The sequence below is a fragment of the Stenotrophomonas indicatrix genome (assembly GCA_041545745.1).
Taxonomy (GTDB): Bacteria; Pseudomonadota; Gammaproteobacteria; order Xanthomonadales; family Xanthomonadaceae; genus Stenotrophomonas; species Stenotrophomonas indicatrix_A.
In genome coordinates this window covers 4,328,479-4,351,922 of sequence record CP168152.1, presented here as the reverse complement: position 1 = coordinate 4,351,922, position 23,444 = coordinate 4,328,479, and the positions used below count along the sequence as shown (strand labels likewise).

Genomic DNA, 23,444 nt, shown 5'->3' with positions numbered 1-23,444 from the left:
CACGGGGTGGCTCAGACGATCGCCGAATGCCGCGCGTCGGGTGCCTCGGACAGAATCTCGTTCAGCTTGGCCAGCGCGCCCGCCAAGGCCTCCTGATCCACGGCACCGCCCAGCGACAGGCGGATGGCGTTGCCCGGTGGCGGTTCCTCCACGCTGAAGGCGTCGGAGCTGGCAATGCCCAGGCCCTGTTCCTGCGCGGCCTGGATCAAGCGGTACTGGTCCAGCCGCGGCGGCAACGGCAGCCACACATGCAGGCCGGCCGGATGGGCCTGACGGCGCGCGGGCAGGTAGCGGGCGGCGATGGCCTGGCGCTCGCGCAGTTCCTGCTGGAAGCGCTGCACCATTGCCTGCGCCTGGCCGGTGCGGATCCAGTGCGAGGCCACGGCCACCATCGACTGGGTGGGCATCAGCGCGATCGCGCGCAGGGCGTCCAGCACCGGCTCCATCGGCTCGCCGCCCGGCACCACCAGGTAGGCCGTGCGCAGGCCCGGAGCCAAGCACTTGGACAGGGTGGAGATGTAGTAGACCGGGCAGCCACTGTCGGCCAGCGCGGCCAGCGGCGGGGCGGCATCGCCGGCCAGCAGCCAGTAGGGATCGTCCTCGACCACGGTCAGTTCGTGCCGCCGCGCGACCGCCAGCAGGGCCTGCCGGCGCTGCGCGGACATCGTCGCCGTGGTCGGGTTCTGGATGGTCGGCACCAGGTACAGCAGGCGTGGCCGACGCAGCTGGCAGGCCTCTTCCAGCGCATCGGGCAGCATGCCCTCGGCGTCCATCGCCACCGGCACCACGCCCCGCTGCAGCACCCGCGCGGCGGCCAGCAGGCCCGGATAGGTCAGTTGCTCGGCGGCGATCAGTTCGCCCGGCTGGGTGCGGGCCAGGATCAGTGCGCACAGCGCAGTCTGCGCGCCGGGGCAGATCACCACCCGGTCGGCGCCCACCGGGCCGAGCACCGGCGCCAGCCATTGCACGGCCGCAGCGCGGTCGTCGCGGCTGCCGGCGCCGACGTGGTAGCTCATCAGCTCGCCCTGGCCCAACTGCTGACCCAGGTGCTGGAAACCGGCCTCCATGCCCTGTGCGAACGGCGCGCTGCCCAGCAGCGGCGGGATGTTCATGCTCAGGTCGACCGAAGTGCTGCGGTTGCCGGCGGACATCGCAATGAAGGTGCCGCCGGCCCCCTGTGCATCCAGCAGCCCGGCCTGGCGCAGTTCGGCGAAGGCGCGGGTGACCGTGGTCAGGTCCACGCCCACCTGCTGGGCCAGGTCGCGCTGCGGTGGCAGGCGGTCGCCCGGGCGCAGCACGCCATCGTCCACCGCCTCGCGCACCTGCTGGGCGATCTGCAGGTACAGCGGTCCTGCGCCCTCACGGAAGGGGCGAACCCAGGTGCGGTTGGGGTGTTTCAGGCGGCGGCCGGCAGCAGGAGGCGTCATCGGTCGGATTTTTCCATACGTACAGATGCACATGTCCATACAATGCTGTATCTTGTATGGGCTTGATTGGAGTGGTTCGCCTGCTTGTAGGCGACCTCGTACCCACAGTGTAGCCGCTCCACGCCCGGGCGCTGCGCGCAGGCGAGCCGGTCAAGCGCGCATCTTCAACAGGGTTGACCTCCAATGAATATCTGCTGGAACCGCATCCGCCTGGCGCTGGTCGCCCTGGCCTGCATCGCCCTGACGGGCTGCGATTGGGTGCTGCTGGATTCGAAAGGCATGGTCGGGATCGCCCAACGCGACCTGATCCTGATCTGCATCGGCCTGATGCTGATCGTCGTCGTGCCAGCCATCGTGCTGACCTTCGTGTTCGCCTGGCGCTTCCGCGCCGGCAATACCAAGGCGAAGTACACGCCGGACTGGTCGCACTCCACCAAGGTGGAAGTGGTGGTCTGGGGCGTGCCGTTGATCATCATCGCGGTGCTGGCAGTCATCGTGTGGAAGTCCACCCACGAGCTCGATCCGTACAAGCCGCTGGACGTGGCCGGCGAACCGCTGCACGTGGACGTGATCGCCACCGACTGGAAGTGGGTGTTCGTGTACCCGGACCTGGGCATCGCCACCGTCAACCAGCTCAACTTCCCGGCCAACCGCGCGCTGGCGTTCAACATCACCTCCAACTCGACGATGAACACCTTCTTCATCCCGCAGCTGGGTGGACAGATCTACGCGATGGCCGGCATGCGCACGCAGCTGCACCTGATCGCCAACGAGCCCGGCCAGTTCCGTGGCATGTCCGGCAACTACAGCGGCCATGGCTTCTCGAACATGAAGTTCATCGCCACCGCCAGCAGCAACGAAGACTTCGATCGCTGGGTGGCCGAGGTGCGCAGCGCGCCGGATGCACTCAGCTTCGCGCAGTTCAAGGCGCTGGCCGCACCGTCCAAGAACGCGCCGGTTCAGCACTTCTCCAGCGTTGAACCGCTGCTGTTCAAGAAGGTCATCGACCAGTTCATCGGCGTCGGTGAGAACACCGCTGCTGCGGCCCCGGCCGGTACGGCCGCCGGTGCCCAGGTTTCCCAGGAGTAACGAACATGTTGGGTAAATTGACGTGGGAGGCCGTGCCGCTGCACGAGCCGATCGTCGTGGTCACGTTGGCGGCCATGGTGCTGGGCGGCCTTGCGCTGCTCGGCGCGGTGAGCTATTTCAAGCTGTGGGGCGTGCTCTGGCGCAACTGGTTCACCACCGTGGACCACAAGAAGATCGGCATCATGTACGTGGTCGTCGCGCTGGTCATGCTGGTGCGCGGCTTCGCCGATGCGCTGATGATGCGTGCACAGCTGGCGGCCGCCGGGCCGGGCAGTGATGGCTTCCTGCCACCGGAGCACTACGACCAGATCTTCACCGCGCACGGCGTGATCATGATCTTCTTCGTGGCCACCCCGTTCGTGGTCGGCCTGATGAACATCATCGTGCCGCTGCAGATCGGTGCGCGCGACATGGCGTTCCCGTTCCTCAACGCCTTCAGCTTCTGGATCTTCGTGGTCGGCGCTGCGCTGATGATGATCTCGCTGGGTGTTGGCGAATTCGCGATGACCGGCTGGGTCGCCTATCCGCCGCTGTCGGGCATCGAGTTCAGTCCAGGGGTAGGTGTCGATTACTACATCTGGGCGTTGCAGGCGTCCGGCATCGGTACGTTGCTGACCGGCGTCAACCTGTTCATCACCATCCTGCGCATGCGTGCGCCGGGCATGACCCTGATGAAGATGCCGGTGTTCACCTGGACCGTGCTGGTCACCAGCGTGATCATCATCGCCGCCTTCCCGATCCTGACCGTGGCCTTGGGTGCACTCACCCTGGACCGCTACCTGGACTTCAACTTCTACACCAACACGTTGGGTGGCAACCCGATGATGTACGTGAACCTGGTGTGGGCCTGGGGCCACCCGGAGGTGTACATCCTGGTGCTGCCAGCGTTCGGCATCTTCTCTGAAGTGACCGCCACGTTCTCGCGCAAGAAGCTGTTCGGCTACACGTCGATGGTCGGCGCCACCCTGGCGATCGGCATCCTGTCCTTCATCGTGTGGCTGCACCACTTCTTCACCATGGGCTCCGGTGCCAGCGTCAATGCCTTCTTCGGCATCATGACGATGATCATCGCCATCCCCACCGGCGTGAAGATCTTCACCTGGCTGTTCACCATGTACGGCGGCCGCGTGGAGTTCAGCGTGCCGATGCTGTGGACCATCGCCTTCCTGGTCACCTTCACCATCGGTGGCATGACCGGCGTGCTGCTGGCCATCCCGGGCGCGGACTTCCTGCTGCACAACAGCCTGTTCCTGGTCGCGCACTTCCACAACACCATCATCGGCGGCGCGCTGTTCGGCTACCTGGCCGGCTTCGTCTACTGGTTCCCGAAGGTGTTCGGCTTCACCCTCAACGAGCGCCTCGGCAAGTGGTCCTTCGCCTGCTGGGTGATCGGCTTCTACCTGGCCTTCATGCCGCTGTACATGCTGGGCTTCATGGGCATGACCCGGCGCATGAACCAGTACGACAACCCGGCGTGGACGCCGTACCTGATCGCGGCGTTCATTGGTGCGCTGTTCGTGTTCGCAGGCATCATCCTGATGCTGGTGCAGATCTATGTCAGCGTGCGTGATCGCAAGCGCAACCTCGACCTCACCGGCGACCCGTGGAATGCACGTACGCTGGAATGGGCCACGCCGTCGCCGCCGCCGTTCTACAACTTCGCCGTGGTGCCCAAGGCCGATGAGCTGGATGCCTTCCACGAAGCGAAGAAGCGCGGCCTGCCGCCGCCGCCGAAGAAGTACGCGCCGATCCACATGCCGAAGAACACCGGCGTGCCGTTGATCCTCAACGTCTGGATCCTGGTGCTGTGCTTCGCCCTGGTGTGGCACATCTGGTGGATGGCCGGTGCCAGCTTCATCGCGATGATCGTCACCCTGATCGCGCGCTCCTACAACGAGGATGTGGATTACTACGTCAGCTCCGAAGAGGTGGCGCGTACCGAAGCGGCCAACCACGCCAAGCTGCAGGAGGCAGGCGCATGAACCTGTTGACCCGTCCGCAACTGGACAGCGACGCGCTGGTCCACGACGACCACCATGAGCACGACCACGCCCACGAACAGGGCGGCATGAAAGTGTTCGGCATGTGGGTCTACCTCATGTCCGACCTGGTGCTGTTCGGCTCGCTGTTCGCCTCGTATGCGGTGCTCAGCACCGCCTACGCTGGCGGCCCCACCGGCAAGGAGCTGTTCTCGCTGCCGTTGGTGATGGCCGAGACCTTCATCCTGCTGGTGTCCAGCATCACCTACGGCCAGGCCGTGCTGGCCATGCACCGCCTGGACAAGGCGGCGGTGCTGCGCTGGCTGGGTGTGACCTTCGTGCTCGGTGCCTCGTTCATCGGCATGGAGCTGTACGAGTTCTCGCACCTGATCCATGAAGGTGCCGGGCCCAGCACCAGTGCCTACCTGTCGGCGTTCTTCGCCCTGGTTGCCACCCACGGCCTGCACGTGGCCAGCGGCCTGATCTGGATGGCGGTGGTGATGCACCAGGTGTATCGCCGTGGCCTGACCCCGACCAACATCACCCGCGTGTCCTGCCTGAGCCTGTTCTGGCACTTCCTGGACCTGGTGTGGATCTGCGTCTTCACCTTCGTCTACCTGATCGGAGCCTTCTGACATGGCCCACGTCGAAACCTCGCGCGCCGGCAATGCGCACGGTTCCACCAAGTCCTACCTGATCGGCTTCGTGCTGTGCGCGTTGCTGACGGTGGTGCCGTTCGCGCTGGTGATGAACCCGGTGCTGTCGCGGCCGGTCACGCTGTTCCTGCTGGTCGGCTTCGCGGTCGCGCAGATCCTGGTGCAGCTGGTGTACTTCCTGCACATGGACCGCAAGTCCGAAGGTGGCTGGAACCTCGCCAGCTTCGTGTTCACCCTGGTGATCCTGTTCATCGTGGTCGCGTTGTCGATCTGGATCATCTGGAGCATGCACTACCACATGATGATCAACTGACCGTGGCCGGGGCGATCGGCAAGGAGTGCGCGATCGCCCCGGCACCTCAGCCCTCTCTCCCCCCAGGGCAGGCCTGACCGAGACCGCGCCCACCTCGTGTTGGTGGTACCCGTGATGCGTGTTGCTTCCGTTGTTCGTTCCCTGCGCCTGCCGCTGCTTGCCGCAGGCCTGGCACTCGGCCTGCTGGCCGGCTGCAGCGCGCAGTCGCGCATGGATTTCTATTCCAAGGACATCGCCTGCGAGGAACTGGGCCAGCACTGGACCATGCCCGACAGCGCCGGCACCCTGCGTGGCCCGAAGGACCTGCAGGGGCAGGTGACCTACCTGTTCTTCGGCTTCACCAGCTGCCCGGACGTGTGCCCGACCACCATGGTCGAGCTGAGCCAGGTCAAGCACCTGATGGGCAAGGATGCCGACCAGCTGCAGGTGCTGTTCGTGAGTGTCGATCCGGCGCGCGATACCCCCGAAGTCGCACACACCTACGTGCACGCATTCGACCCGAAGGCGATGGCGCTGATCGGTGATGAAGCACAGCTCTCGGCGATGGCCAGCGATTTCAAGGCGTTCTACGAGAAAGAGCCCGGGCAGCTGCCGGACACCTACACGATGAGCCACATCGCCGGCGGCTACGTGTTCGACCGCCAAGGTCGCCTGCGCCTGTTCGCACCCTATGGCATGCCAGTGGAACAGCTGTTCTCGGACGTGCAGCGGTTGCTGCTGGAGCCGGAACATCCGGCTGCCGGCAGTGAAGCGCTGGCCGCGTGCAAACTGCCGCACAGCACAAGTGTCGCCGCACGCTGACCGACGCATCGCTCTGGTAGCTGTCGACCTTGGTCGACACGCGATGAGTGAATCGGATGGGCGCCGGCATCGGGATGATGCTGTGTGCTGGCACCGGGATTCTGGTGGGTGCCGACCGTTGGTCGGCACGTCCTCCCGCTCGCCAATCCCCCGGCCGGCCGGGAGAGCCAACCGACCAGGGGCACCACCCAACGCCCTAGATCACTTCTTCTCTTCCCACTGCACCACGTCCGGCTCGGCCGCCTTGACGCCCGCGGTCGACAGCAGCCGGGTGCTCGCATCCAGCGCCGCGTTCACCGACGGGTATTCCACGATGGCCAGACCCGCGGCCTTGGACACCTTCACCACGGTGCCGCCGGTGGCCTTCGCCGCGCGCTGTGCAGACGCCGCATCGGTAAAGAACACCTTCACCCGCGAGGTAGCCACCACAGGCGCACCGTCATTGGATACTGCCGCCGCGAACTTGCCGGCACCAGCATCAGCGCCGCCTGCTGCTGCACCATCCAGCGAACGCTTGCTGCGTGAGCTGGTCGTGGTCGCCGCCGCCTGCGGGGTGATCGTGAACTGACCGCCTGCGGCCTGCTTCACGGTGGTCGAAGGAGACAGCTGGAAACGCGCGCCGCCCACATCGAACGAACGGCCGGTGGCGGAGGCCTTCAGTTCCTGCGCATCCACGGTGGACAGGCTCCGGGCCGGTGGGGTCTGTCCCGAGCTCTGTGCCCAGGCAAGGGAGGTCATCGCCGCGAAGGCGAGCGTGCTCAACAGAATGGTCGTCTTCATCATCAGTGCCCCAGAACGCGGATCTTGAAGAATTCGAGGTTGCCGCGCGATGCAGCGTTCGCGGCCTGCCCCATGTCGGTTACTTCCAGCGTCCAGGTGCCGGTGGCGCTTTCATCCAGGAAGGCATTGCTGGACAACAGATCCCAGTTGGTGAAGTTGCGCTGCACGCCACCCGTACCGGAGCCGATCGCGGTGAAGGCCGGCTGCACCACGCTGCGGGTGCCGCTGGGCGAAACCAGCACAAACTGCAGCTGACGGGTGTTGCTGTGGTTGACCCGGAAGCCCAGCTGCACCGACTCGATGTTGCGTGCGCCATTGGCCACCTGGAAGGTCAACCGTGCCGCAGCGGCGGAGGTGTTGCCGATGGCCACTGTGCGCGTGGTGTTGCGCCAGCCCGTATCCAGCAGCGGGCCCAGCGACTGGAAGTTCTCCGCCACCTGCACGGCACGCGCCGCATTGACCACACCGAAGCCGTACCAGTTGCTGTACGCGCGGTTGGCGGCGTTCACCGTCCAGCCCGGCACCAGCGTGCGCCCGTCGGCCAGCGTCACTGCCGGCTGGTTCGGGTGGTTGCGGGTAGCGGTGGTGGCCAGGATGTACTTCACATCGCGGTAGGACAGGTTTGGATTGGCCTCCAGCACCAACGCCGCCACGCCCGATACCATCGGCGCCGACGCCGACGTACCGTTCATCTTGGCGGTGTAGTTGCAGGTGCTGTCGATCGCCGACAGGTTGCTGTCCAGCGTGTTCTGGCGGTTGGTGTTCTTGTTGCTGCCCTGCGTGCAGCCGGTCACGTCGGTGGTGACGATGGCCGGATCGTATGCACGTGCAACCAGGTTCGGTGCGTACTGCGCCTGCAGGCCGTATTCGCCGCCAAACGCCGACACCCACAGTGCCGAACCGGTGGACGAGTACGACGAGCGCACGCCGTCGGCGCGCACTGCACCCACGGTTATCACATTGAACAGGTTGTTGCGTGGATCGCGACCGGCCGGCACGCAGCCGGTGTTGCGGTTCTTGGTGTCGGTGGTGCAGACGTCCTGGGTCTGGCTGATCGAGGCGTTGTTGAAGTTGTTGCCGGCCGACTTCACGTAGATGCCGCCGCGGCCACCGCGGGTGCCCGACAGTGCCTGCTCGTACGAACTCACCGTGTTCTGGCTGTAGGCCACGGGCAGGTTGGGGTTACCTGGGCCCGCGCCCCAGCTGTTGTTGAACACCTGCACATCGGCCGACTCGGCGCCATCCCACCAGGCGTATTCGATGTTGCTCTGCTGGTTGCCCTGCGCATTGGAGGCCAACACGTTGAAGCCCTTCAGCGTCGCCGCCGGGGCTACGCCGCGCACGCCCAGGTTGTTGGCGCCCACGGCACCAGCGATGCCGCCGACCATCGTGCCGTGGTTGTCGGCATCGGGATTGGACGGCGTGGGGTTGTTGGAGCCGTTGGCGAAGTTCTTGCCCGCCACCGCTGCCACGTTCGCGGCCAGGTCCGGGTGGGCGATCTGCAGGCCGTCATCGACGATGCCGATCACCACGCCCTGGCCACGGATGCCATTGCGGAACAGGCCATCGACGTTGAGATCGTTGCCGGCCACCGGCAGCGTATCGGCCGGCACCGTCTGCCCGGTATTGAGCAGGTGCCACTGGATACCCGCCAGCGGATCGGCCTGTTGTGCCTGGGCGGTAAGGGCCAGGCTGCCCAGTACCAGGGCAGTGGCCAGGGCCAGGCGCGCAGAGCGCGGTGGCGCGGAGCGTTGCGTGTGTCGCTTCATACACGAATCCTTCTGTTGTGAATCGGCATGGCAGGACGGCGGGGCGGATCTGCCCCATCGCAACGAGCCAAACGCGACACAACGAACAACCCCCTACCTCTTCACACAGCCAATGTGCTGATGTGCCAAATGCGTCACAAACACTTATGCCGTCTGGTAATCACGACTGCGCCGGTCAGGCCTGAGTTTCGGTAGATGCCAACCTTGGCTGGCACCGCGCATCCACGCCGGGAACCCCCCGCCATGCCACCATGTCTGCAGCTCCCGGAGGACACCGGATGAAACGCCCCAATGCCCGCGCCCGCGCCGATCTGGCCCCACTCACCGTGGCCAGCATCCGCAAGGTGGTGCTCTCGATGTATCACCGTCGCCACGATTACTGGACCGACGCTGACATCGCCGAGCTTCTGCCGGAGCTCACCGCATTCAACATCACCACGGTGAAGCAGCTGCGCCTGCTGATGAAACGGCACCGCCGCGCGCTGCTGCGGGAGGAGAGAGCAAAGATGCCACGGGCGCAGACGCTGGATCTACGGACCGAGGGCGGCTGGCGTGGCATCGATGTACACGCCAACACCAGCTGGTACGCCATTGGCGGCCTGGTCCGCATCAGCATGGAACACGAGTTCGGCTTCGAGACCATGCTGCCGTTCCATGAGGTACGGGACGCTGCCATGGAGCTGGATGCGGAGGCGTAGACGTGAAGACCCTGGCTTGGCTGTTGGCGTTGGCAGCCGTGCTTTACGTGGGGGGATGCTCGGCTACTTCCATCCTGGCCGAGCGCGGCATCGCTTCCCTGCAGCCCGGGGACCGTCGAGAGGCGGTCATCGATGCGCTGGGCGCACCCGATGTCACAGAGCCGCGTGGACAACGGTTTTCCCGCTATGCCAGCACCCCATGCAGTGGCACCTGCGTGGAACGGCTGTGGTACGAAAATCCATTCCTGCCCCATATCGAGGCGTGGTCGGTGGAGCTGGATGGCACTGGCCACGTCGTGCGGACTTCGCATTGGGCATCGCCATAGCGTCGAGGCCATCCGATGCCCAGGTCATCGCACCCCCTCCCGCCCCCCTGTGCTACTACAGCCCGTGCACCCTTCCGTCCCGGAGCACGACCATGGCCAACCCCGTAGCCCAGGCCCACCGCGGCCTCGGCACAACACTCTTCAGCCTGTTGAACCCCATACCGTTCGGCTTCTTCGTGGCCGGCCTCATCTTCGACATCCTCTACCTCAACACCGCTGAAGTGATGTGGGGCAAGTCGGCGGCGTGGCTGATCACCTTTGGCCTGCTGATCGCCATCCTGCCGCGGCTGATCAACCTGTTCGCGGTCTGGCGCCGCAACGGCACCGCCACCGGCGCCGACCGCCTCGATTTCCTGCTCAACCTGGTCGCCATCGTGCTGGCCGTCTGGAACGCCTTCGTGCACAGCCGCGACGCCTATGCGGCGGCCGTGCCGGGCACCATCCTCTCCGCGCTGACGGTGGCACTGATCGCGTTCGGCTTCATCGTGCTGTCGCTGCAGCAGCCGGTGCTGCAAGGAGCCCGTCATGGCTAAGCGCATCCTGCCCGCCGTGGGCGTGCTTTCGCTGGCCATGGCGCTGGCCGCGTGTGCCGGCAAGGCCGAATACCACCCGGCCGACCAGTCCGGTGCACAGCCACCGCTGCCCGCGCCGCAGAACTACCTGATGCCGCCGATGCAGGTGCCCAAGGGCGTGGGCTGGGCCGAAGGACAGGCACCGTCGGTGGCCGACGACCTGAAGATCGAACGCATCGCCGCCAACCTGCAGCACCCGCGTCGACTGCTGTCCCTGCCCAACGGTGACGTACTGGTAGTGGAAGGCAACGGCCCTGGTGAAGAGCCGGTCACCACGCCCAAGCAGTGGATCGCCGGCAAGGTGAAGGCGCGCTCGGGCAAGGCCGGCAAGGGCGGCAACCGGGTCACGTTGCTGCGGCGCACGCCGGGCACCGGCACCTGGACCCAGCACGTGTACATCGAAAACCTGCACTCGCCGTTCGGCATCCAGCTGATCGGCGACACGCTGTATGTGGCCAACACCGGCAACATCATGAAGTACCACTACGTGCCGGGCGAAACCCGCATGTCCGACAAGGGCAGCGAGTTCACCGACCTGCCCAGCACCATCAATCACCACTGGACCAAGGAACTGCTGGCCAGCCGCGATGGCAGCAAGCTGTACGTGGGCGTGGGCTCCAACAGCAACATCACCGAGAACGGCCTGGCCGTGGAGTACCGCCGCGCGGTGGTGCTGGAAGTGGACGTGGCCACCAGCGGCAGCCGCATCTACGCCTCGGGCCTGCGCAACCCCACCGGCCTGGACTGGGAGCCGAGCACCGGCAAGCTGTGGGCAGTGGTGAACGAGCGCGACGAAATCGGTGCCGACCTGGTGCCCGATTACCTCACCTCGGTGCAGGAGCACGGCTTCTACGGCTGGCCCTACAGCTACTACGGCCAGCACGTGGACGAGCGCGTGCAGCCGCAGCGGCCGGATCTGGTGGCCAAGGCAATCCGCCCGGACTTCGCCATCGGCTCGCACGTGGCACCGCTGGGCCTGCTGTTCTACACCGGCCAGGCGTTGCCGGCGAAGTACCACGGCGGTGCCTTCATCGGCGAGCACGGCAGCTGGGACCGCTCACCGTTGAGTGGTTACGAAGTGGTGTACGTGCCGTTCAAGGACGGCAAGCCGGCCGGCCGCCCGGAAGCGGTGGTGAGCGGGTTCGCGTCCAAGGATGAGAAGACGCTGATGGGCGCGCCGGTAGGCATGGCCATCGATGCCGAAGGCGCATTGCTGGTCGCCGACGATGTGGGCGACGTGGTGTGGCGGGTGTCGGCACGATGAAGGCCGCTGGCTGGCACCGGATGACCCGATGCCGGTCATTTCGTTACGATGCTCCCCGTCGATAGGGAGCATCTTATGAAGTTGAATCATGAAACGTCCAACGTGGTCGCGTTCATCCAACACCTGCATCGCGAACTGGAGAGATCAGGGCATAGTTCCTACATCGCGCCAACCGATCACCAGGATATTTGGCTGGGTGCGGACGTGCTTGCTTCAGATGGCCGGAGTTTCTCGCTGATCGAGTTCAAGGATGAGCAGGGCGATGCACGAACTGAAGGGAACAAGCCGCGCAGAAAGCAGCTGTGCCGCTTCCTGGGTAGGTGGTCTGACATCCATGCAAGCTGCCACCTGATCGGCTGGCGATCGACCCAGGGGGCCAGTATCGAGTTCCCCGTGAGGAGCTACGGGACCTATGTCTGTACGCCAGCGATCATCAAACTTCCTCAGGCTGATATCACCTTCTGCAGCTCCATCTCCATCCAGTGCGACACGGTCCAGCAGTTTGCACAGGCGCTGGCGTCGCAGAAAGTCGGAGTCGACTTTCAGGACTTCAGGGAATACGTACTATGGCTGCTTTCGCTGGATGACGACACCGACGACAAAGGCGAAAGTAATGATGCCAACGACGTTGAACTGCTGATGAGCTGTGTGGTCGACGGCAAGCTGTACACCATGGAGTTCGCAAACCTCGCCGAACTCAAGCTCTGGATCGACAACCCGCCCGGCCCCAGTACGCGTAGCACCTTTGGGATGTGACCTGCGTCCGCGTCCACCGTGGCGCGGCCTCGCCCGTATGCCAGACCCTGCAGCCGAGTATCAGATTGAGTTGCCACGCAGCCCACTGAACACCGATTCGGCCGCAACCCCCACACCGCCCAGCAGCACGCCGAAATACACCACCGACGCCACCACGAAGCCGTAGCCGGCCGCCACCGCGGCGCCATCGCGCTGGATGAAGCCGATCGCAAAGGACATCAGTGCCAGCGCCGGCAGCGTGTTGCTGAGGGGAATCGGCCCGGCCGGCAGCATCAGCAGGATCGTGGCGAACACCAGCACCAGGTTGTTCAACCGCATCATCTTCTTCGAGCGCACCATCGCTGCCAGCCGCATCGGCCGTGACAACCGCTCCATGCGGTGCACCCATTTCAGGGCACGGCCCAGGTTGGCTTTCAGCTTGTCGGTGGCGATCTGCTTGTCGGCCAACCGCTGCGGCACCCACAACGGTCGGTCGCGTACGCGGCTCAGGCCGATCAGCAGGATGGATGCACCGAACACCGTGCTCAGCCCGGGAATCGATACCGGAATCAGGAAGATCGCCGACAGCAGGATCACCACCAGCATCAGGCCTTCGTCGCCCAATGCGTGCAGCAGGGTGCCAACGCGGATCTGGTCGCCAGGCAGGCCGTCGATCAGGTCTTCAATCTGCTGGGCCAGCGGGGCGGTGTCGCTGGTGTCGGGCGCTTGGTAGGTCATGCGTCGAAAGAATGTCCAGGGAAGGGCGGTCGATAGGGCCGTCCTGCGGTGGGGGACGCACAGGCCCGATGAGTATCTCCGGCCAGCGCTGCGCGGAGGTGAACGATCCATGAGGCCGGCAGCGCCAGGCGGCCTGGCCTAAAATGGGGGTCCCCCGCACTGGTTGAAGATGATGGACATGGGTCGCAGGCAATCGACCATCGAACTGGTCGCCATCGATATGGATGGCACCCTGCTGGACCCCGCCCACAAGCTCACCCCGCGGGTGAAGCAGGCCATCGTCGAGGCGCGCGCGCTGGGCGTGCACATCGTGCTGACCAGTGGCCGCCCGGTGCCGGGGCTGGCGCCGTTCCTGCATGAGCTTGGCATCGAGGGCGACGATGACTACTGCATCGCCTGCAACGGAGGCCTGGTGCAGCGCATCGGCCCGCGCGAGACCGTGGTCGAGTATCCGCTCAGCTTCGACGACTTCGTGTACTGCGAACAGGTCGCCCGCGAGATCGGCGTGCATTTCCAGGCACTGGACGCACAGCGCATGTACACGCCCAACCAGGACATCAGCATCTACACCGTGGCCGACTCGCATCTTTCGCGCATGCCACTGTCGTACCGCCGCGTGGCCGACATGGACCCCGGCATGTCCTTCATCAAGCTGATGATGATCGACGAACCGGACGTGCTGGACGCCGCCATCGCGCGCCTGCCGGCCGCGCTGACCGAGCGTTTCGCGGTGCTGAAGAGCGCTCCGTTCTTCCTGGAAGTATTCGACCACCGCGCCGGCAAGGGGCCGAGCCTGCAGAAGCTGGCCGAGCACCTGGGCATCGACCGCGCCAACGTGATGGCCATCGGCGACCAGGAAAACGACCTGACCATGTTGCAGTACGCCGGCACCAGCGTGGCGATGGGCAATGCCATCGATGCGGTGAAGGCAACCGCACGTTTCGAGACCACGACCAATGCCGATGAAGGGGTGGCCAGGGCCATCGAAGCCTACGTGTTGAGGTGAGCGGCAACCTTGGGCGGTGGCTGCCGGTACATGGCTTCCCCGTTCAGTTGCAACGATTCAGATCGGCGTCGCCGCCGCTTTTTTCCCGCCCGTTGTCCACGTTCGTGACGGAGTGATTCGCACGCCTCCCGGCGATGGCTGATTCTCAGCGCTTTTCACTGGCTGGGAAAGGGGGCGCTGATGGAGACGCAAGACAGACCGCAGGAGCGGCATTTTTCACACTACCGCATCGGTACAGTGCTGGGCGAAGGGGGCTTTGGCCGGGTCCACTCGGCATGGGACGAGCGCCTCGCGCGTGATGTGGCCATCAAGTTCGCTGTATCCGGCCCGCAAGGCAGCGCTGGCTTGCGCAACGAGGCGCAGCATCTGGCCGCACAGCAGCATCGTGCGTTCGTTGCCGTGCACGCGCTGGAAGAGCATCGCGGAGAGCTGGCACTGGTCATGGAGCGCGTGCACGGCAGTACGCTGGCCCAGATCCTGAAGCTGCAGGGGAGTCTGGCGCAGGCGCGGGTGATCGATCTTGGTACGCAAGCGGCCGAAGCGCTGGCAGTAGCGCATGACCAAGGTTGGGCGCACGGCGACCTGAAGCCTTCCAACCTGATGCTGGCCGCAGAAGAACGGCTGCGCATTCTCGATTTTGGTGCGGCCGACACCCTCGATCCGCTGCAGACGGTACAGGCGGTTCCCGCAGGCAATGCCGGTGGAACGCTGCGCTATCTTGCGCCCGAGCGCCTACTGGGGGCACGGGCGAGCGCGGCCGCCGACATCTATTCACTGGGGCTGGTGCTGTTCGAGGCACTGGGTGGTCCTGCCACCGGTGAGGACGAGGACGAGGCCTCGTGGCCGGTACTGCATCAACGCTTGTATGGCGATCGCAGGGGACGGCAGTTGCCGGCCCGCTTCGAGCCGGCGCTACGCGAGCTGATCGAGCGCATGACCCGCCACCGCGCGCAGGATCGTCCGCCGACCATGCTGCAGGTGCATGAACGCCTGCGGCAGCTGCGGGCCGGCGGCGATCGCGCCACCACGGCCTGCGGTCGCCGCTGGCGCACGGCGGCGAGGGTGGTCGTACTCACGATGGCGTTGTTCATCAGTCACGATCGCGCACTTGATGCCGATGCCGAACCGCGCGCGATCCCGCCGGGTGCGCAGCAGGCGGACCCGGTTACTACGGCCGAGCGCCTGCTCGCGGACTTCGACACGCCCGGCGCGCTTGCCCAGGCCACAGCGGTGCTGCAAGGCACGCTTGCCCGGGACAGTGGCGATGCCACTGCGGCGGCCGTGCTGGCCATCGTGTACTGCCTGCGCTATGCCGGTGACGAACGGGACGAAGTGTGGCTCGACCGTGCGCGCCAGGCCGCTGCGCTGGCCGAGCAGCACGAACCGCATCTGGCGGTCGTGCAGTCTTCGCGTGGTTGGGTCGAGGAATACCTCGGCAACAAGGCTGAAGCCGAGCAACACTATCGGCGCTCGCTCGCATTGGATCCTGGCGGTCGATACGCCCTGCTGGGTCTGGCACGCCTCTATGCGGGGTGGAACCGTAGTGCAGAGGCGCGCACGCTGCTGGATGAAGCCATCACCCGCCATCCGACCGAACGCTGGTTCCATGACACCCTGGGGGGGCTGCTCTATCAGCAGAACGACCTGCAGGGATCCGAGCGCGCACTGCGCAGGAGCATTGCACTCAAGCCCGATGGCGTACAGGCCTATGTCAGCCTCAGCGGCGTGCTGCTGCGCGCCGAGCGCAGCGAAGCGGCGTTGCAGGTGCTGCAGCAAGGCTTGCGTCACGGCAGCAACGGTCGTCTGTATGGAAACCTGGGTACCGTGCTGTTCGCGCGCGGCGACTATGTGGAGGCCGCCAATGCGTTCGAGCGGGCGATCTCGCAGGCCAGTGGCAGTCCCAACGACTACCTGAAGTGGGCCAATCTGGGCGACGCGCTGCGTTGGTTGCCAGGGCGCGAAGAGCAGGCGCGCACGGCCCACACACGCGCACTGCAGATGACCACCGAGCTCCTGCAGCGCAGCCCTGGCAGCGCCACACTGGCCAGTCGCAGCGCGGTCTATGCCGCACGCGTCGGTCAGCTGCCCCTGGCCCGGCAGCGAATGGCCAACGTGCTGGCCACGGGCGCCGACAGCGCCGACATCCGCTTCCGCGCCGCGATCGTGGCCGAGCTGACAGGTGACCGCAGCCAGGCGCTGCAACATCTGCAGAGCGCTTTCGCCCAAGGCTATCCGCCGAATATGATCGCCAGCGAGCCGGACTTTCTGGCTCTGCGCCGGGATCGGCGCTATCACCAGATCATTACAGAGGAAGTTCAGTGAACGCGAATGACTTGGAAGCGGATGCTGCGATCATCCGGGTGAGTTTCGATATCGAGCAGATCAGTTCGGATCTGGTGTGGCGCGCTGCAGAGGTGAAGAGCAACCGCGATCTGTTTGCTGCGGTCGGTCGTTTCGCCGGGGCGGTGCATCTGCGCCAGGACGACGCGGTCACGGTGCAGGTCACCGCCTACGGCGGTGAAGACGCGCTGGTCACCATCAACGTCATCGACGCGATGCTTTATACGGTGCCGCATACCTCCGGCGGTGTCTTCTGCGCACCGTCTCCGTTCTCCAAGGTGCGCGCGACCACCCCGGTCGGGCAGTGGTCTCCGGCCGAGATCCATCGGTGCCACGAGCGCAAGCTGAAGCTGGCAGTGCAGACGTCGTTGGCACCGTTGCAGGTCGTGGAAACAGATGGACGCTGGAAACTGTCGTTGATCATCACCGTGCTGATCGAACGATACGTCGGCAGCCAGAAGATCAGCGAGATTCGGGTGTTTTCCTTCGATCCGGAAGCTGAAGTGGGTTCGGGCACCGAACCGCCTACGGAAACCGTCCCGTCATCCAGCTCACGCGGATGATGTAGTGCACCGCCATGTTGCGTGCGCGGGTTTCGTGGACGCTGGTGCGTGCCGAGAGCGGGTCGGAGGTCGGGGTATTCGGCAAGGGCGGTTCGCACGCCAGTCCCTTGTCGCCTGACAGCGCTTTCTTCCCGGGCGCGTCGTAGCCGTGCTGATGAACCTGCAGCGCATCGAGCTGGAGTGATCCCACCCCGGCATAGCTGCCCGTGCCGTCGGCATGGGTGCGCGTGCCGGTGTCCGGGTCTGCACCGGCACCGTTGTCGACGCCGCGCACGAACAGGCCGCGCAGGTCAGGCAGGCGGAAGACCCCGCGAGTGGGGTCTCCGCCATGCAGGGTGCCAATCACCGCGTACAGTTCTTGATACTTCCAACACAGCAGTTCGCGGCCGTCGCAGACCATCCAGCCCATCGCCTCCAGCAGCGTGCCTGGGTGCCCGGCGGCCCCGGGCGTGGGCAACACGTCGGCTTGTGAGGGTGCCGGCCAGGCCGGGTTGGAAGACGATGCCAGACAGGCAACATCACCCATGTACAGGCATACCCCGCCAATCGGAACCTCGACGATCATGGCACTTCCAGGAAGCCGGGCAGTGCGTCCCCATCCTGCAGAACGCTCAGGTCGGTAGGCAGCGTCAACGACCAGGGTTCGCGTGAGGGTGGCGGCAGCGGCGCGGCATCCACTGATTTCAGGGCGTCGGCCAGATCGAGGTAGCGCTGCGTGGAAGGCCGCCTGGAGTGGCCATCGTCCAGCGTGCTCTCGAAGACGGGTGCCATCGAATCGTGTCCATTCCAGACCATGCCTGAGGCGAGGAAGTACAGCACGGAACGTTCGTGTTCGGCCGACACCGGAATCAGTACCCGCGCACAACGGGCCTGCAGGAACGCCGTGAATGGCGCCACCTGTTCGTCCAGGGACAGGGCTGCCTCGGGATGATCGATCAGCGTGTAGCTCATCTGCGGCCATTCAAGCGCGGCATCCAGCCAGAGATGGAGTGCAGGTGCCAGGCGCCCGCAGTCGGCGTACTCGTCACTGGTGCGCGCGGCCAGCTGCAGCAGGCTTGCCTGGCCGGCACGCTTCAGTGACTGGCGGATGATGCGCTGTTGCGACTGTGGATCCATTCGGGCCCCGGGACCGACGCCCGCCGCCTGCAGGTACTCGGATTGGCTGCGTCCATATGCGGCCAGCACCTGGCCATACACGCCTGCTTTCCACGCCAAGAGATGGGCGGGAAGGCAATCAAGGCAGACTTCGATGTTGAGCCCGTAGCACGGCTCCGAAGGCAGGGTGTCCGGCGGCGGAGCAAGCGAGACGGGGAGGCAGCGGGTCTGCCCGTCCAACGTGACGTTGAGCGTGCTGGCCGGGTCGCCCAGCAGGAAACCGGCGGCGCCGATGCAGCCGCCAATCTGCAGGCCGGGCTGGAGTGTGGCCAGTGACAGCGTCGCAGTCGTGGCGGCATAGCCTTCAGGCAGCGTCATGCGCTGGCTGGTCAATGCAGCCCCACCTTCCATGGTCGCACAGGCATAGGCAGTGGCTGTGGGCGGCTGTTGCTTCAGCTCCACACCGTAACGGGCGCACAGCGTGACGTAGTAGCACTCGCTGCTGGGATCCAACGAAACGTCCTGCGCACTCAGGAGGCCAAGCCGCGCCGGAGGAAGGGGTTCTTCCCACTGCGTTCCCAGCTGTTGCCGTTGCGCAGCGATCAGCTGCGCGGCCGGCTGTGGTACGAAATATTCCAGCATGATCCGGCGTCCGACGCGTTCGATCCAGCACTGGTAGTGCGCATCAAGCCAGCGGTAGATGCCGCGTTGATTCTGGTCACGACCGCGTCGATTGAAGCACTGCGAGATTTCGTTGCGGCGGGCGTGATGGCGGCGCTGCAGGCGCTGCTCGGTCAACTGGCTGGAAAGTCGCTGCGCACCGCGCTGGGTGAGCTGCCGAACCAGGCGGCGATCCTGGTCCAGCGCCTCGCGTGCCGGTGCGTCCCCCACCGGAGCGACCGTGTACGAACCGGTCTGCCTGCTTTCGGTAGGGGGCCCATACTGGGTTACGTAATCGATCTGGAAATGCTCGCGCACAGCGGCGCTGACCTGCGAATCCAGGGTCAGGCGGCACCCTTCCTGGTGACCTTCCTGCACATCGTCCTGGTGTTCGTGCGAAGTGTGCTGCGACTCCGTGGTCAGCAGGTCATGGCGTGAGCGCACCTTTTTCTCATCGGCCATCACGTTCTCGATATGGCTGATCGCGCCCAGTCCATAGCCCAGCAGCCTGCGCTTGACCTGGCACAGCTCACCGATGGCGTACGGCAGCAGGGTGACCGTCGGCGCGGTGGCACCATCGCCTTCGGCAATGGCCGGTAGCGGGAACACCGGCTCGGGCAGCACCAGCGTCGCGTGCAGGCACTCGTGCAGACGCTGTGGCGTCCACGGGGCGCCATCCAGGTTCGCGCCAATCAGCGCCAGGCGTTGCAGGAGGCTGGCCGAGCGGATGCAGGCGGTCAGCGCCTCCATCGTTGCCGTCGTGTAGCCTGCAAGACAGCTGAGGGCAAACACGTTCTGCCATGCGCGATCAAGGTGCTCGGCAAATTCGATTGATTGGAGGATCTGGGCGACGTCCTGCCAGGGCATGTCCCAAAGCCGGGAAGCCAGTTCGGTCAATCCCTCGACAGTGGCTGGGTGTTGCTCACGCGCTTCGTGCGCGAATCGCTCCAGCGCGGAGAAACCTGGCCCGAGGTGCCCCGGGTCAGGCACATGCTGGCCCTGGTAGGGCGGCTGACCCTGCACGAAGGCCAGCGCCTGGTCGAGCATCTTCTGCCGTGCTCCGGGGGTGCTGCGGTCGACGGCAGCCAGATGGCAATACAGGTGTGGGTCGTCCGGGCTGCAGCCCGCGTAGGTGTAGAACACGAAGCGATCCCACAGCGTCTGGGGTGCCGCCGGCGGCCAGTTGTTCAGATGGATGTAGGGGAACAGATCACCTGTCTGCTCGATCAGGATCTCCCCGGCCTGCTGCGCGCTCGCCTCCGGCGGCGGCACCGGTGGTGGTGGCGGAACCGGCTGCGCTCCTGCCAGTTCAACGTCGCTGACGCTGCCCGCGGGACAGCGCAGGCGGACCAGCAGCAACCGGCCGGTTTCCGGGTCGAAATCCACCTGGCCGCCCATACGCATGTGAGGGTCGTACTCGCTACGGGCATCGAACACCAGTTCGGTATCTGATCGTCCCAGCACCTTCCTGGCCATCAACTGCCCTCGCCAGCTGACGTCCACCTGGCAGGCACGGGTATCCTCGGTCAGTGTCCAGGCAATGCAGACATCCCATTGGTGGTAGCGCCCGGACCTGTCGAACTCCGCCGAGGGCAGGGTGGCGCTCATGCTGTCGGTCCTGAAATCTGCGCTTCGGCGGTGAAGCCACCCGGGTAGTGCGCATCCAGCAGCCAGAGTTGCAGGATGCCGTGGTCATCGGCGCGCAGCACGAACCTGCCGCAGAGCAATGTCGTACCGGACTGGCCATCCAGCAGCGAGTAGGGAACCTGCACCCGCTCGGGACTGGACATCAACGTGTACAGGATGATCCCGCTGTCGCCCGCGGGGATCAGGGAGCGGTCCATCACCTGCAGCGCGACGCTGAAGGTGCCGGATCTGATGCAGTCCCAGTAGACGCAGATGCTGGCATTGCCGTCGGGCATCCAGGCCTGGGAGGGAAGTGAAAATGCATGTGAGGAAAGGCTGTTGGGCATGATGGCAGGCTCGCTGGATGGGACCGCAGTGTGGAAACGGGACGGAGGGAACTCCGTCCCGTAGGGGTCAGGCCTTGCTCAGGGCATATCCCTTCCACTTCGAACCGGTCACCGTCAGCGCGTCACCCTCCAGCACTTCGGTCTGGGTGATGCTGATTTCCTCCTGCACCAGGCGCTGGCCCTTGTACGTGAACTGGGACACGACCGCGACGTACAGGCTTGCACGCACGTCTTCCATGAACAGCCCGCCCGGCCAGATGACCTGGGGCTCATAGATCGCATCCTGGCCACGCAGGATCGAGGCTTCCACGCCGATGCTGAAGTTGTTCTTGACCCGGACTTCGTTCAGTACCAGGTCGTTGAACGTCTGGTTGATGACCGCACCATTGGCCAGCCGATCCTGCGACATCACGCTGTCGATGGTGAAGGCCGCCGAGGTCTCGGCGAAGGACACCGGCTTTGCCGAGGTGTCGAGGTTGTCCGGGCGGTTGGGATCGTTGGAGTAACGCGCATGCAGGCTGAAGTCGTCGGGCAGGGCGACGATGGAAGTGCCGCCCGGCGGCGGTGCTGCAATCTGCCAGGCGATGGTGGCCAGGGTCGGGTTGTACACCGGCTTCTGGAAAATGGCCAGGCGAATGGTTTCGGCGGTGTTGTTGACCAGTACGATATTCGACATGAGCTGATTCCTTTTCCTTGGTTGAGTGAAAGTGAGGTGCGTCTGCGCCTCAGGGGTTCCATTCTCAATTTCCATGCCAACTTTCCAGACCGCCCAGACAGGGGGTTTATGCAGATAACTGCTTTCCGCAGGCGTGTCGATAATGTCGGCCGACACGTCCGACATGTCGGAAACTGCGATCCTACCCACAGTCGTTGCTGCAGACCTCGGTTACGATCCGCAACTTGGAAGAACGGGGGCGGAGACATGGGGTCGAACAGACAGGATCGGGAAGCCACGCTGGAAGCACCTGCCGAAGTGCTGGCAGCGCAGCCGCAGAAGCTTTTGGGCCTTACCGTGTTGTGGCATCCGAATCGCAAGCGCATCGGCGAACAGGCAGTACTGATGTTCGAGGGTGACCGGTGCGAGGTGCACCGCACTGCGCCCGATTTCCAGCGAGCGGGCAGCGACGTGGGTCAAGCGCTGGATCACCACGGGATTTCACGTACACCAATCCGGTTCCTGCGCAACGCCGATGGCAGCATCACCGTGCATAACAGTGCCAGCCGCATGCATTTCGAGGTGGACGGCAACGTTGTTGCTGCCTGTGCCGCATCGGAGGGGCTGCTGCTCGGTGTGCAGCAACTCGCCAATGGCGTGGTACTGCGGCTGGGAGGCAGCGTACTGCTCTGCCTCGGCCATGTCGGGCTGCTGCCATCTCCGCAGCGGGACAGCGCGCTGGCGGGTGTCGGCCGGGCGATGGCGCGGGTGCGGTCGGCCATTGCCCAGGTGGCGGCCACCCGGTTGCCGGTGCTGATCCTCGGCGAGACGGGGACGGGCAAGGAGCTGGTTGCGCAGGCCATCCATGCCGCCAGTACGCGGGAAGGGCAGGCAATGGTGAGCGTGAACATGGCGACGCTGGGTGAATCGCTTGCGGCAGCCGATCTGTTTGGTGCCTGCAAGGGCGCCTATACGGGCGCGCTGGGGGCACGCAAGGGCCTGTTTGCCGAGGCGCACGGTGGCACCCTGTTCCTGGATGAGATCGGCGATACGCCCGCACAGGTGCAGCCGATGTTGCTGCGCGCGCTTGAAACCGGGGAGTACCGGCCACTGGGAAGTGCGCGCACCGAACGGGCGGACGTACGCCTGATCGCAGCCACCGACAGAGACCTGTCATCGGCCGGCTTCAACCAACCCCTGCTACGTCGGTTGGAGGCCTACGTGATTCCAATTCCGCCTCTGCGCGAGAGGCGCGAGGACATCGGAATACTGATCGCACAGGGGCTGTCACGCTTCGGTGGCATCGACACGCCGGTACCCGAACTGCCGGTTTCGGTCATCCAGGCGCTGTGCCTGCACGACTGGCCTGGCAACGTGCGGCAACTGCAACATCTCCTGCAGCGCCTGGTACTGGCCCTGCAGGTGGGCGATCCATTGGAACTGCCAGGATTCGAGCCTGCGCCTGCATCGCGGGCTGATGTCCCTCGCGTGCCGCCTGCAGAGGCTGCGAACAAGGCGACGGCGGTGCGCTACCGCATGCCGGCCTCGGTGAGTGAAACGGAAATGCTTGAAGCACTGGAAGCGCATCAATGGTGCGTACGCAAGGCTGCCGAGCATCTTTCCCTGTCACGGCCTTCTTTCTACGCCCTGCTGTATGCCTCGCCGGCAATCCGCCGTGTTGAAACCATCCCGTTTGAAGAAATAGACGCAGTGGTACGCAGTGCGCCTGACGATCCCGCCTACTGGGCATCGCAACTGCGGACGCCACGTGAAACGCTACGGCGGCATGTGCAGCAGCTGGGCCTGCTGACGCGCTAGCGCGCTGCACAGGCGCTTGGCACGGATCATGCGTTAAGCCCGGTTGACAGGTAACGGACCTGTCTCAACCACACAAGGGGCAAGCACATGATACGTATCGACTTCGTCGGTCGCGGGCTCGTTTTGTCTGCGATCCTGCTGTTGAACGCCTGCAGCACGCTGCCGACGCCACCCTCACTCTCACCCC

General features: G+C 65.1%; 22 protein-coding genes. 14 read left to right on the top strand and 8 right to left on the bottom strand.

The genetic code is table 11. The features are described from left to right. Nucleotides 1–11 precede the first annotated feature (11 nt). Nucleotides 12–1,427 carry an aminotransferase-like domain-containing protein gene (locus ACEF39_RS19840; protein WP_500286311.1) on the bottom strand — a complete coding sequence of 472 codons (1,416 nt, stop codon included), beginning with the start codon at nt 1,425–1,427 and terminating at the stop codon, nt 12–14. 183 nt (nt 1,428–1,610) lie between these two features. Here ACEF39_RS19840 and cyoA point away from each other — a divergent pair, with 183 nt between their 5' ends. The 5 genes from cyoA (at nt 1,611) to ACEF39_RS19815 (ending at nt 6,265) form a co-directional block, all read left to right on the top strand. Beyond that, nucleotides 1,611–2,516: a ubiquinol oxidase subunit II gene (cyoA, locus tag ACEF39_RS19835; protein WP_500286310.1), complete on the top strand. Its 906-nt coding sequence runs from the start codon at nt 1,611–1,613 to the stop codon at nt 2,514–2,516. A 5-nt stretch (nt 2,517–2,521) separates the two neighbouring features. Beyond that, entirely contained in the window at nt 2,522–4,498 is a 1,977-nt protein-coding gene (cyoB, locus tag ACEF39_RS19830; protein WP_500286309.1) for a cytochrome o ubiquinol oxidase subunit I, read from the top strand. After that, a complete protein-coding gene (gene cyoC, locus ACEF39_RS19825) occupies nt 4,495–5,130 on the top strand; it encodes a cytochrome o ubiquinol oxidase subunit III (protein ID WP_500286308.1) in 636 nt (211 codons plus the stop codon). The genes cyoB and cyoC overlap by 4 nt, the downstream gene beginning before the upstream one ends. Nucleotide 5,131: 1 nt before the next feature. Further along, a complete protein-coding gene (gene cyoD, locus ACEF39_RS19820; protein WP_025877422.1) occupies nt 5,132–5,464 on the top strand; it encodes a cytochrome o ubiquinol oxidase subunit IV in 333 nt (110 codons plus the stop codon). Between the two features lie 114 nt (nt 5,465–5,578). Then, nucleotides 5,579–6,265, top strand: a complete 687-nt coding sequence (locus ACEF39_RS19815; protein ID WP_500286307.1) for an SCO family protein — start codon at nt 5,579–5,581, stop codon at nt 6,263–6,265. 201 nt (nt 6,266–6,466) lie between these two features. Here ACEF39_RS19815 and ACEF39_RS19810 read toward each other — a convergent pair whose 3' ends face one another. Both ACEF39_RS19810 and ACEF39_RS19805 read right to left on the bottom strand, forming a co-directional pair. Beyond that, the gene (locus ACEF39_RS19810; protein WP_500286306.1) at nt 6,467–7,048 is read right to left on the bottom strand and encodes a S8 family serine peptidase; all 582 of its coding nucleotides are present in this window, start codon (nt 7,046–7,048) and stop codon (nt 6,467–6,469) included. After that, nucleotides 7,048–8,814 (bottom strand): S8 family serine peptidase, encoded by a 1,767-nt coding sequence (locus tag ACEF39_RS19805; RefSeq protein WP_447935800.1) that lies wholly within the window; start codon nt 8,812–8,814, stop codon nt 7,048–7,050. Before ACEF39_RS19805 ends, ACEF39_RS19810 begins: the two co-directional genes overlap by 1 nt. Before the next feature lie 278 nt (nt 8,815–9,092). Here ACEF39_RS19805 and ACEF39_RS19800 point away from each other — a divergent pair, with 278 nt between their 5' ends. The 5 genes from ACEF39_RS19800 to ACEF39_RS19780 all read left to right on the top strand — a co-directional run bounded on the left by ACEF39_RS19800 (nt 9,093) and on the right by ACEF39_RS19780 (nt 12,430). Continuing rightward, nucleotides 9,093–9,512: a hypothetical protein gene (locus tag ACEF39_RS19800; RefSeq protein WP_500286305.1), complete on the top strand. Its 420-nt coding sequence runs from the start codon at nt 9,093–9,095 to the stop codon at nt 9,510–9,512. Nucleotides 9,513–9,514: 2 nt separating this feature from the next. Beyond that, nucleotides 9,515–9,838, top strand: a complete 324-nt coding sequence (locus ACEF39_RS19795; protein WP_500286304.1) for a hypothetical protein — start codon at nt 9,515–9,517, stop codon at nt 9,836–9,838. 92 nt (nt 9,839–9,930) lie between these two features. Next, a complete protein-coding gene (locus tag ACEF39_RS19790) occupies nt 9,931–10,371 on the top strand; it encodes a DUF2231 domain-containing protein (RefSeq protein ID WP_500286303.1) in 441 nt (146 codons plus the stop codon). Further along, the gene (locus ACEF39_RS19785; RefSeq protein WP_500286302.1) at nt 10,364–11,674 is read left to right on the top strand and encodes a PQQ-dependent sugar dehydrogenase; all 1,311 of its coding nucleotides are present in this window, start codon (nt 10,364–10,366) and stop codon (nt 11,672–11,674) included. The genes ACEF39_RS19790 and ACEF39_RS19785 overlap by 8 nt, the downstream gene beginning before the upstream one ends. 75 nt (nt 11,675–11,749) lie before the next feature. Then, a complete protein-coding gene (locus tag ACEF39_RS19780; RefSeq protein WP_500286301.1) occupies nt 11,750–12,430 on the top strand; it encodes a hypothetical protein in 681 nt (226 codons plus the stop codon). 60 nt (nt 12,431–12,490) lie between these two features. On the opposite strand, the gene ACEF39_RS19775 is transcribed toward ACEF39_RS19780, so the two are convergent. Beyond that, nucleotides 12,491–13,147 carry an exopolysaccharide biosynthesis protein gene (locus ACEF39_RS19775; protein WP_500286300.1) on the bottom strand — a complete coding sequence of 219 codons (657 nt, stop codon included), beginning with the start codon at nt 13,145–13,147 and terminating at the stop codon, nt 12,491–12,493. A gap of 172 nt (nt 13,148–13,319) precedes the next feature. Here ACEF39_RS19775 and yidA point away from each other — a divergent pair, with 172 nt between their 5' ends. The 3 genes from yidA to ACEF39_RS19760 all read left to right on the top strand — a co-directional run bounded on the left by yidA (nt 13,320) and on the right by ACEF39_RS19760 (nt 17,056). Next, nucleotides 13,320–14,153: a sugar-phosphatase gene (gene yidA / locus ACEF39_RS19770; RefSeq protein WP_500286299.1), complete on the top strand. Its 834-nt coding sequence runs from the start codon at nt 13,320–13,322 to the stop codon at nt 14,151–14,153. Between the two features lie 180 nt (nt 14,154–14,333). Beyond that, nucleotides 14,334–16,475 carry a protein kinase domain-containing protein gene (locus tag ACEF39_RS19765; protein ID WP_500286298.1) on the top strand — a complete coding sequence of 714 codons (2,142 nt, stop codon included), beginning with the start codon at nt 14,334–14,336 and terminating at the stop codon, nt 16,473–16,475. After that, nucleotides 16,472–17,056: a hypothetical protein gene (locus ACEF39_RS19760; RefSeq protein WP_500286297.1), complete on the top strand. Its 585-nt coding sequence runs from the start codon at nt 16,472–16,474 to the stop codon at nt 17,054–17,056. Before ACEF39_RS19765 ends, ACEF39_RS19760 begins: the two co-directional genes overlap by 4 nt. Here the strand turns inward: ACEF39_RS19760 and ACEF39_RS19755 are convergent. The 4 genes from ACEF39_RS19755 to ACEF39_RS19740 all read right to left on the bottom strand — a co-directional run bounded on the left by ACEF39_RS19755 (nt 17,019) and on the right by ACEF39_RS19740 (nt 21,460). Then, on the bottom strand, nt 17,019–17,621 hold the full coding sequence (locus tag ACEF39_RS19755; protein ID WP_100462115.1) for a tail fiber protein: 603 nt from the start codon (nt 17,619–17,621) through the stop codon (nt 17,019–17,021). The genes ACEF39_RS19760 and ACEF39_RS19755 overlap by 38 nt on opposite strands. Next, nucleotides 17,618–20,419, bottom strand: a complete 2,802-nt coding sequence (locus ACEF39_RS19750) for a hypothetical protein (RefSeq protein WP_500286296.1) — start codon at nt 20,417–20,419, stop codon at nt 17,618–17,620. The genes ACEF39_RS19755 and ACEF39_RS19750 overlap by 4 nt, the downstream gene beginning before the upstream one ends. Then, nucleotides 20,416–20,784: a hypothetical protein gene (locus ACEF39_RS19745; RefSeq protein WP_500286295.1), complete on the bottom strand. Its 369-nt coding sequence runs from the start codon at nt 20,782–20,784 to the stop codon at nt 20,416–20,418. The genes ACEF39_RS19750 and ACEF39_RS19745 overlap by 4 nt, the downstream gene beginning before the upstream one ends. Nucleotides 20,785–20,851: 67 nt before the next feature. After that, entirely contained in the window at nt 20,852–21,460 is a 609-nt protein-coding gene (locus ACEF39_RS19740) for a hypothetical protein (protein ID WP_100462118.1), read from the bottom strand. Nucleotides 21,461–21,496: 36 nt separating this feature from the next. On the opposite strand from ACEF39_RS19740, the gene ACEF39_RS19735 reads away from it, so the two are divergent. Next, nucleotides 21,497–23,257, top strand: a complete 1,761-nt coding sequence (locus tag ACEF39_RS19735; protein ID WP_500286294.1) for a sigma 54-interacting transcriptional regulator — start codon at nt 21,497–21,499, stop codon at nt 23,255–23,257. Nucleotides 23,258–23,444: the final 187 nt, after the last annotated feature.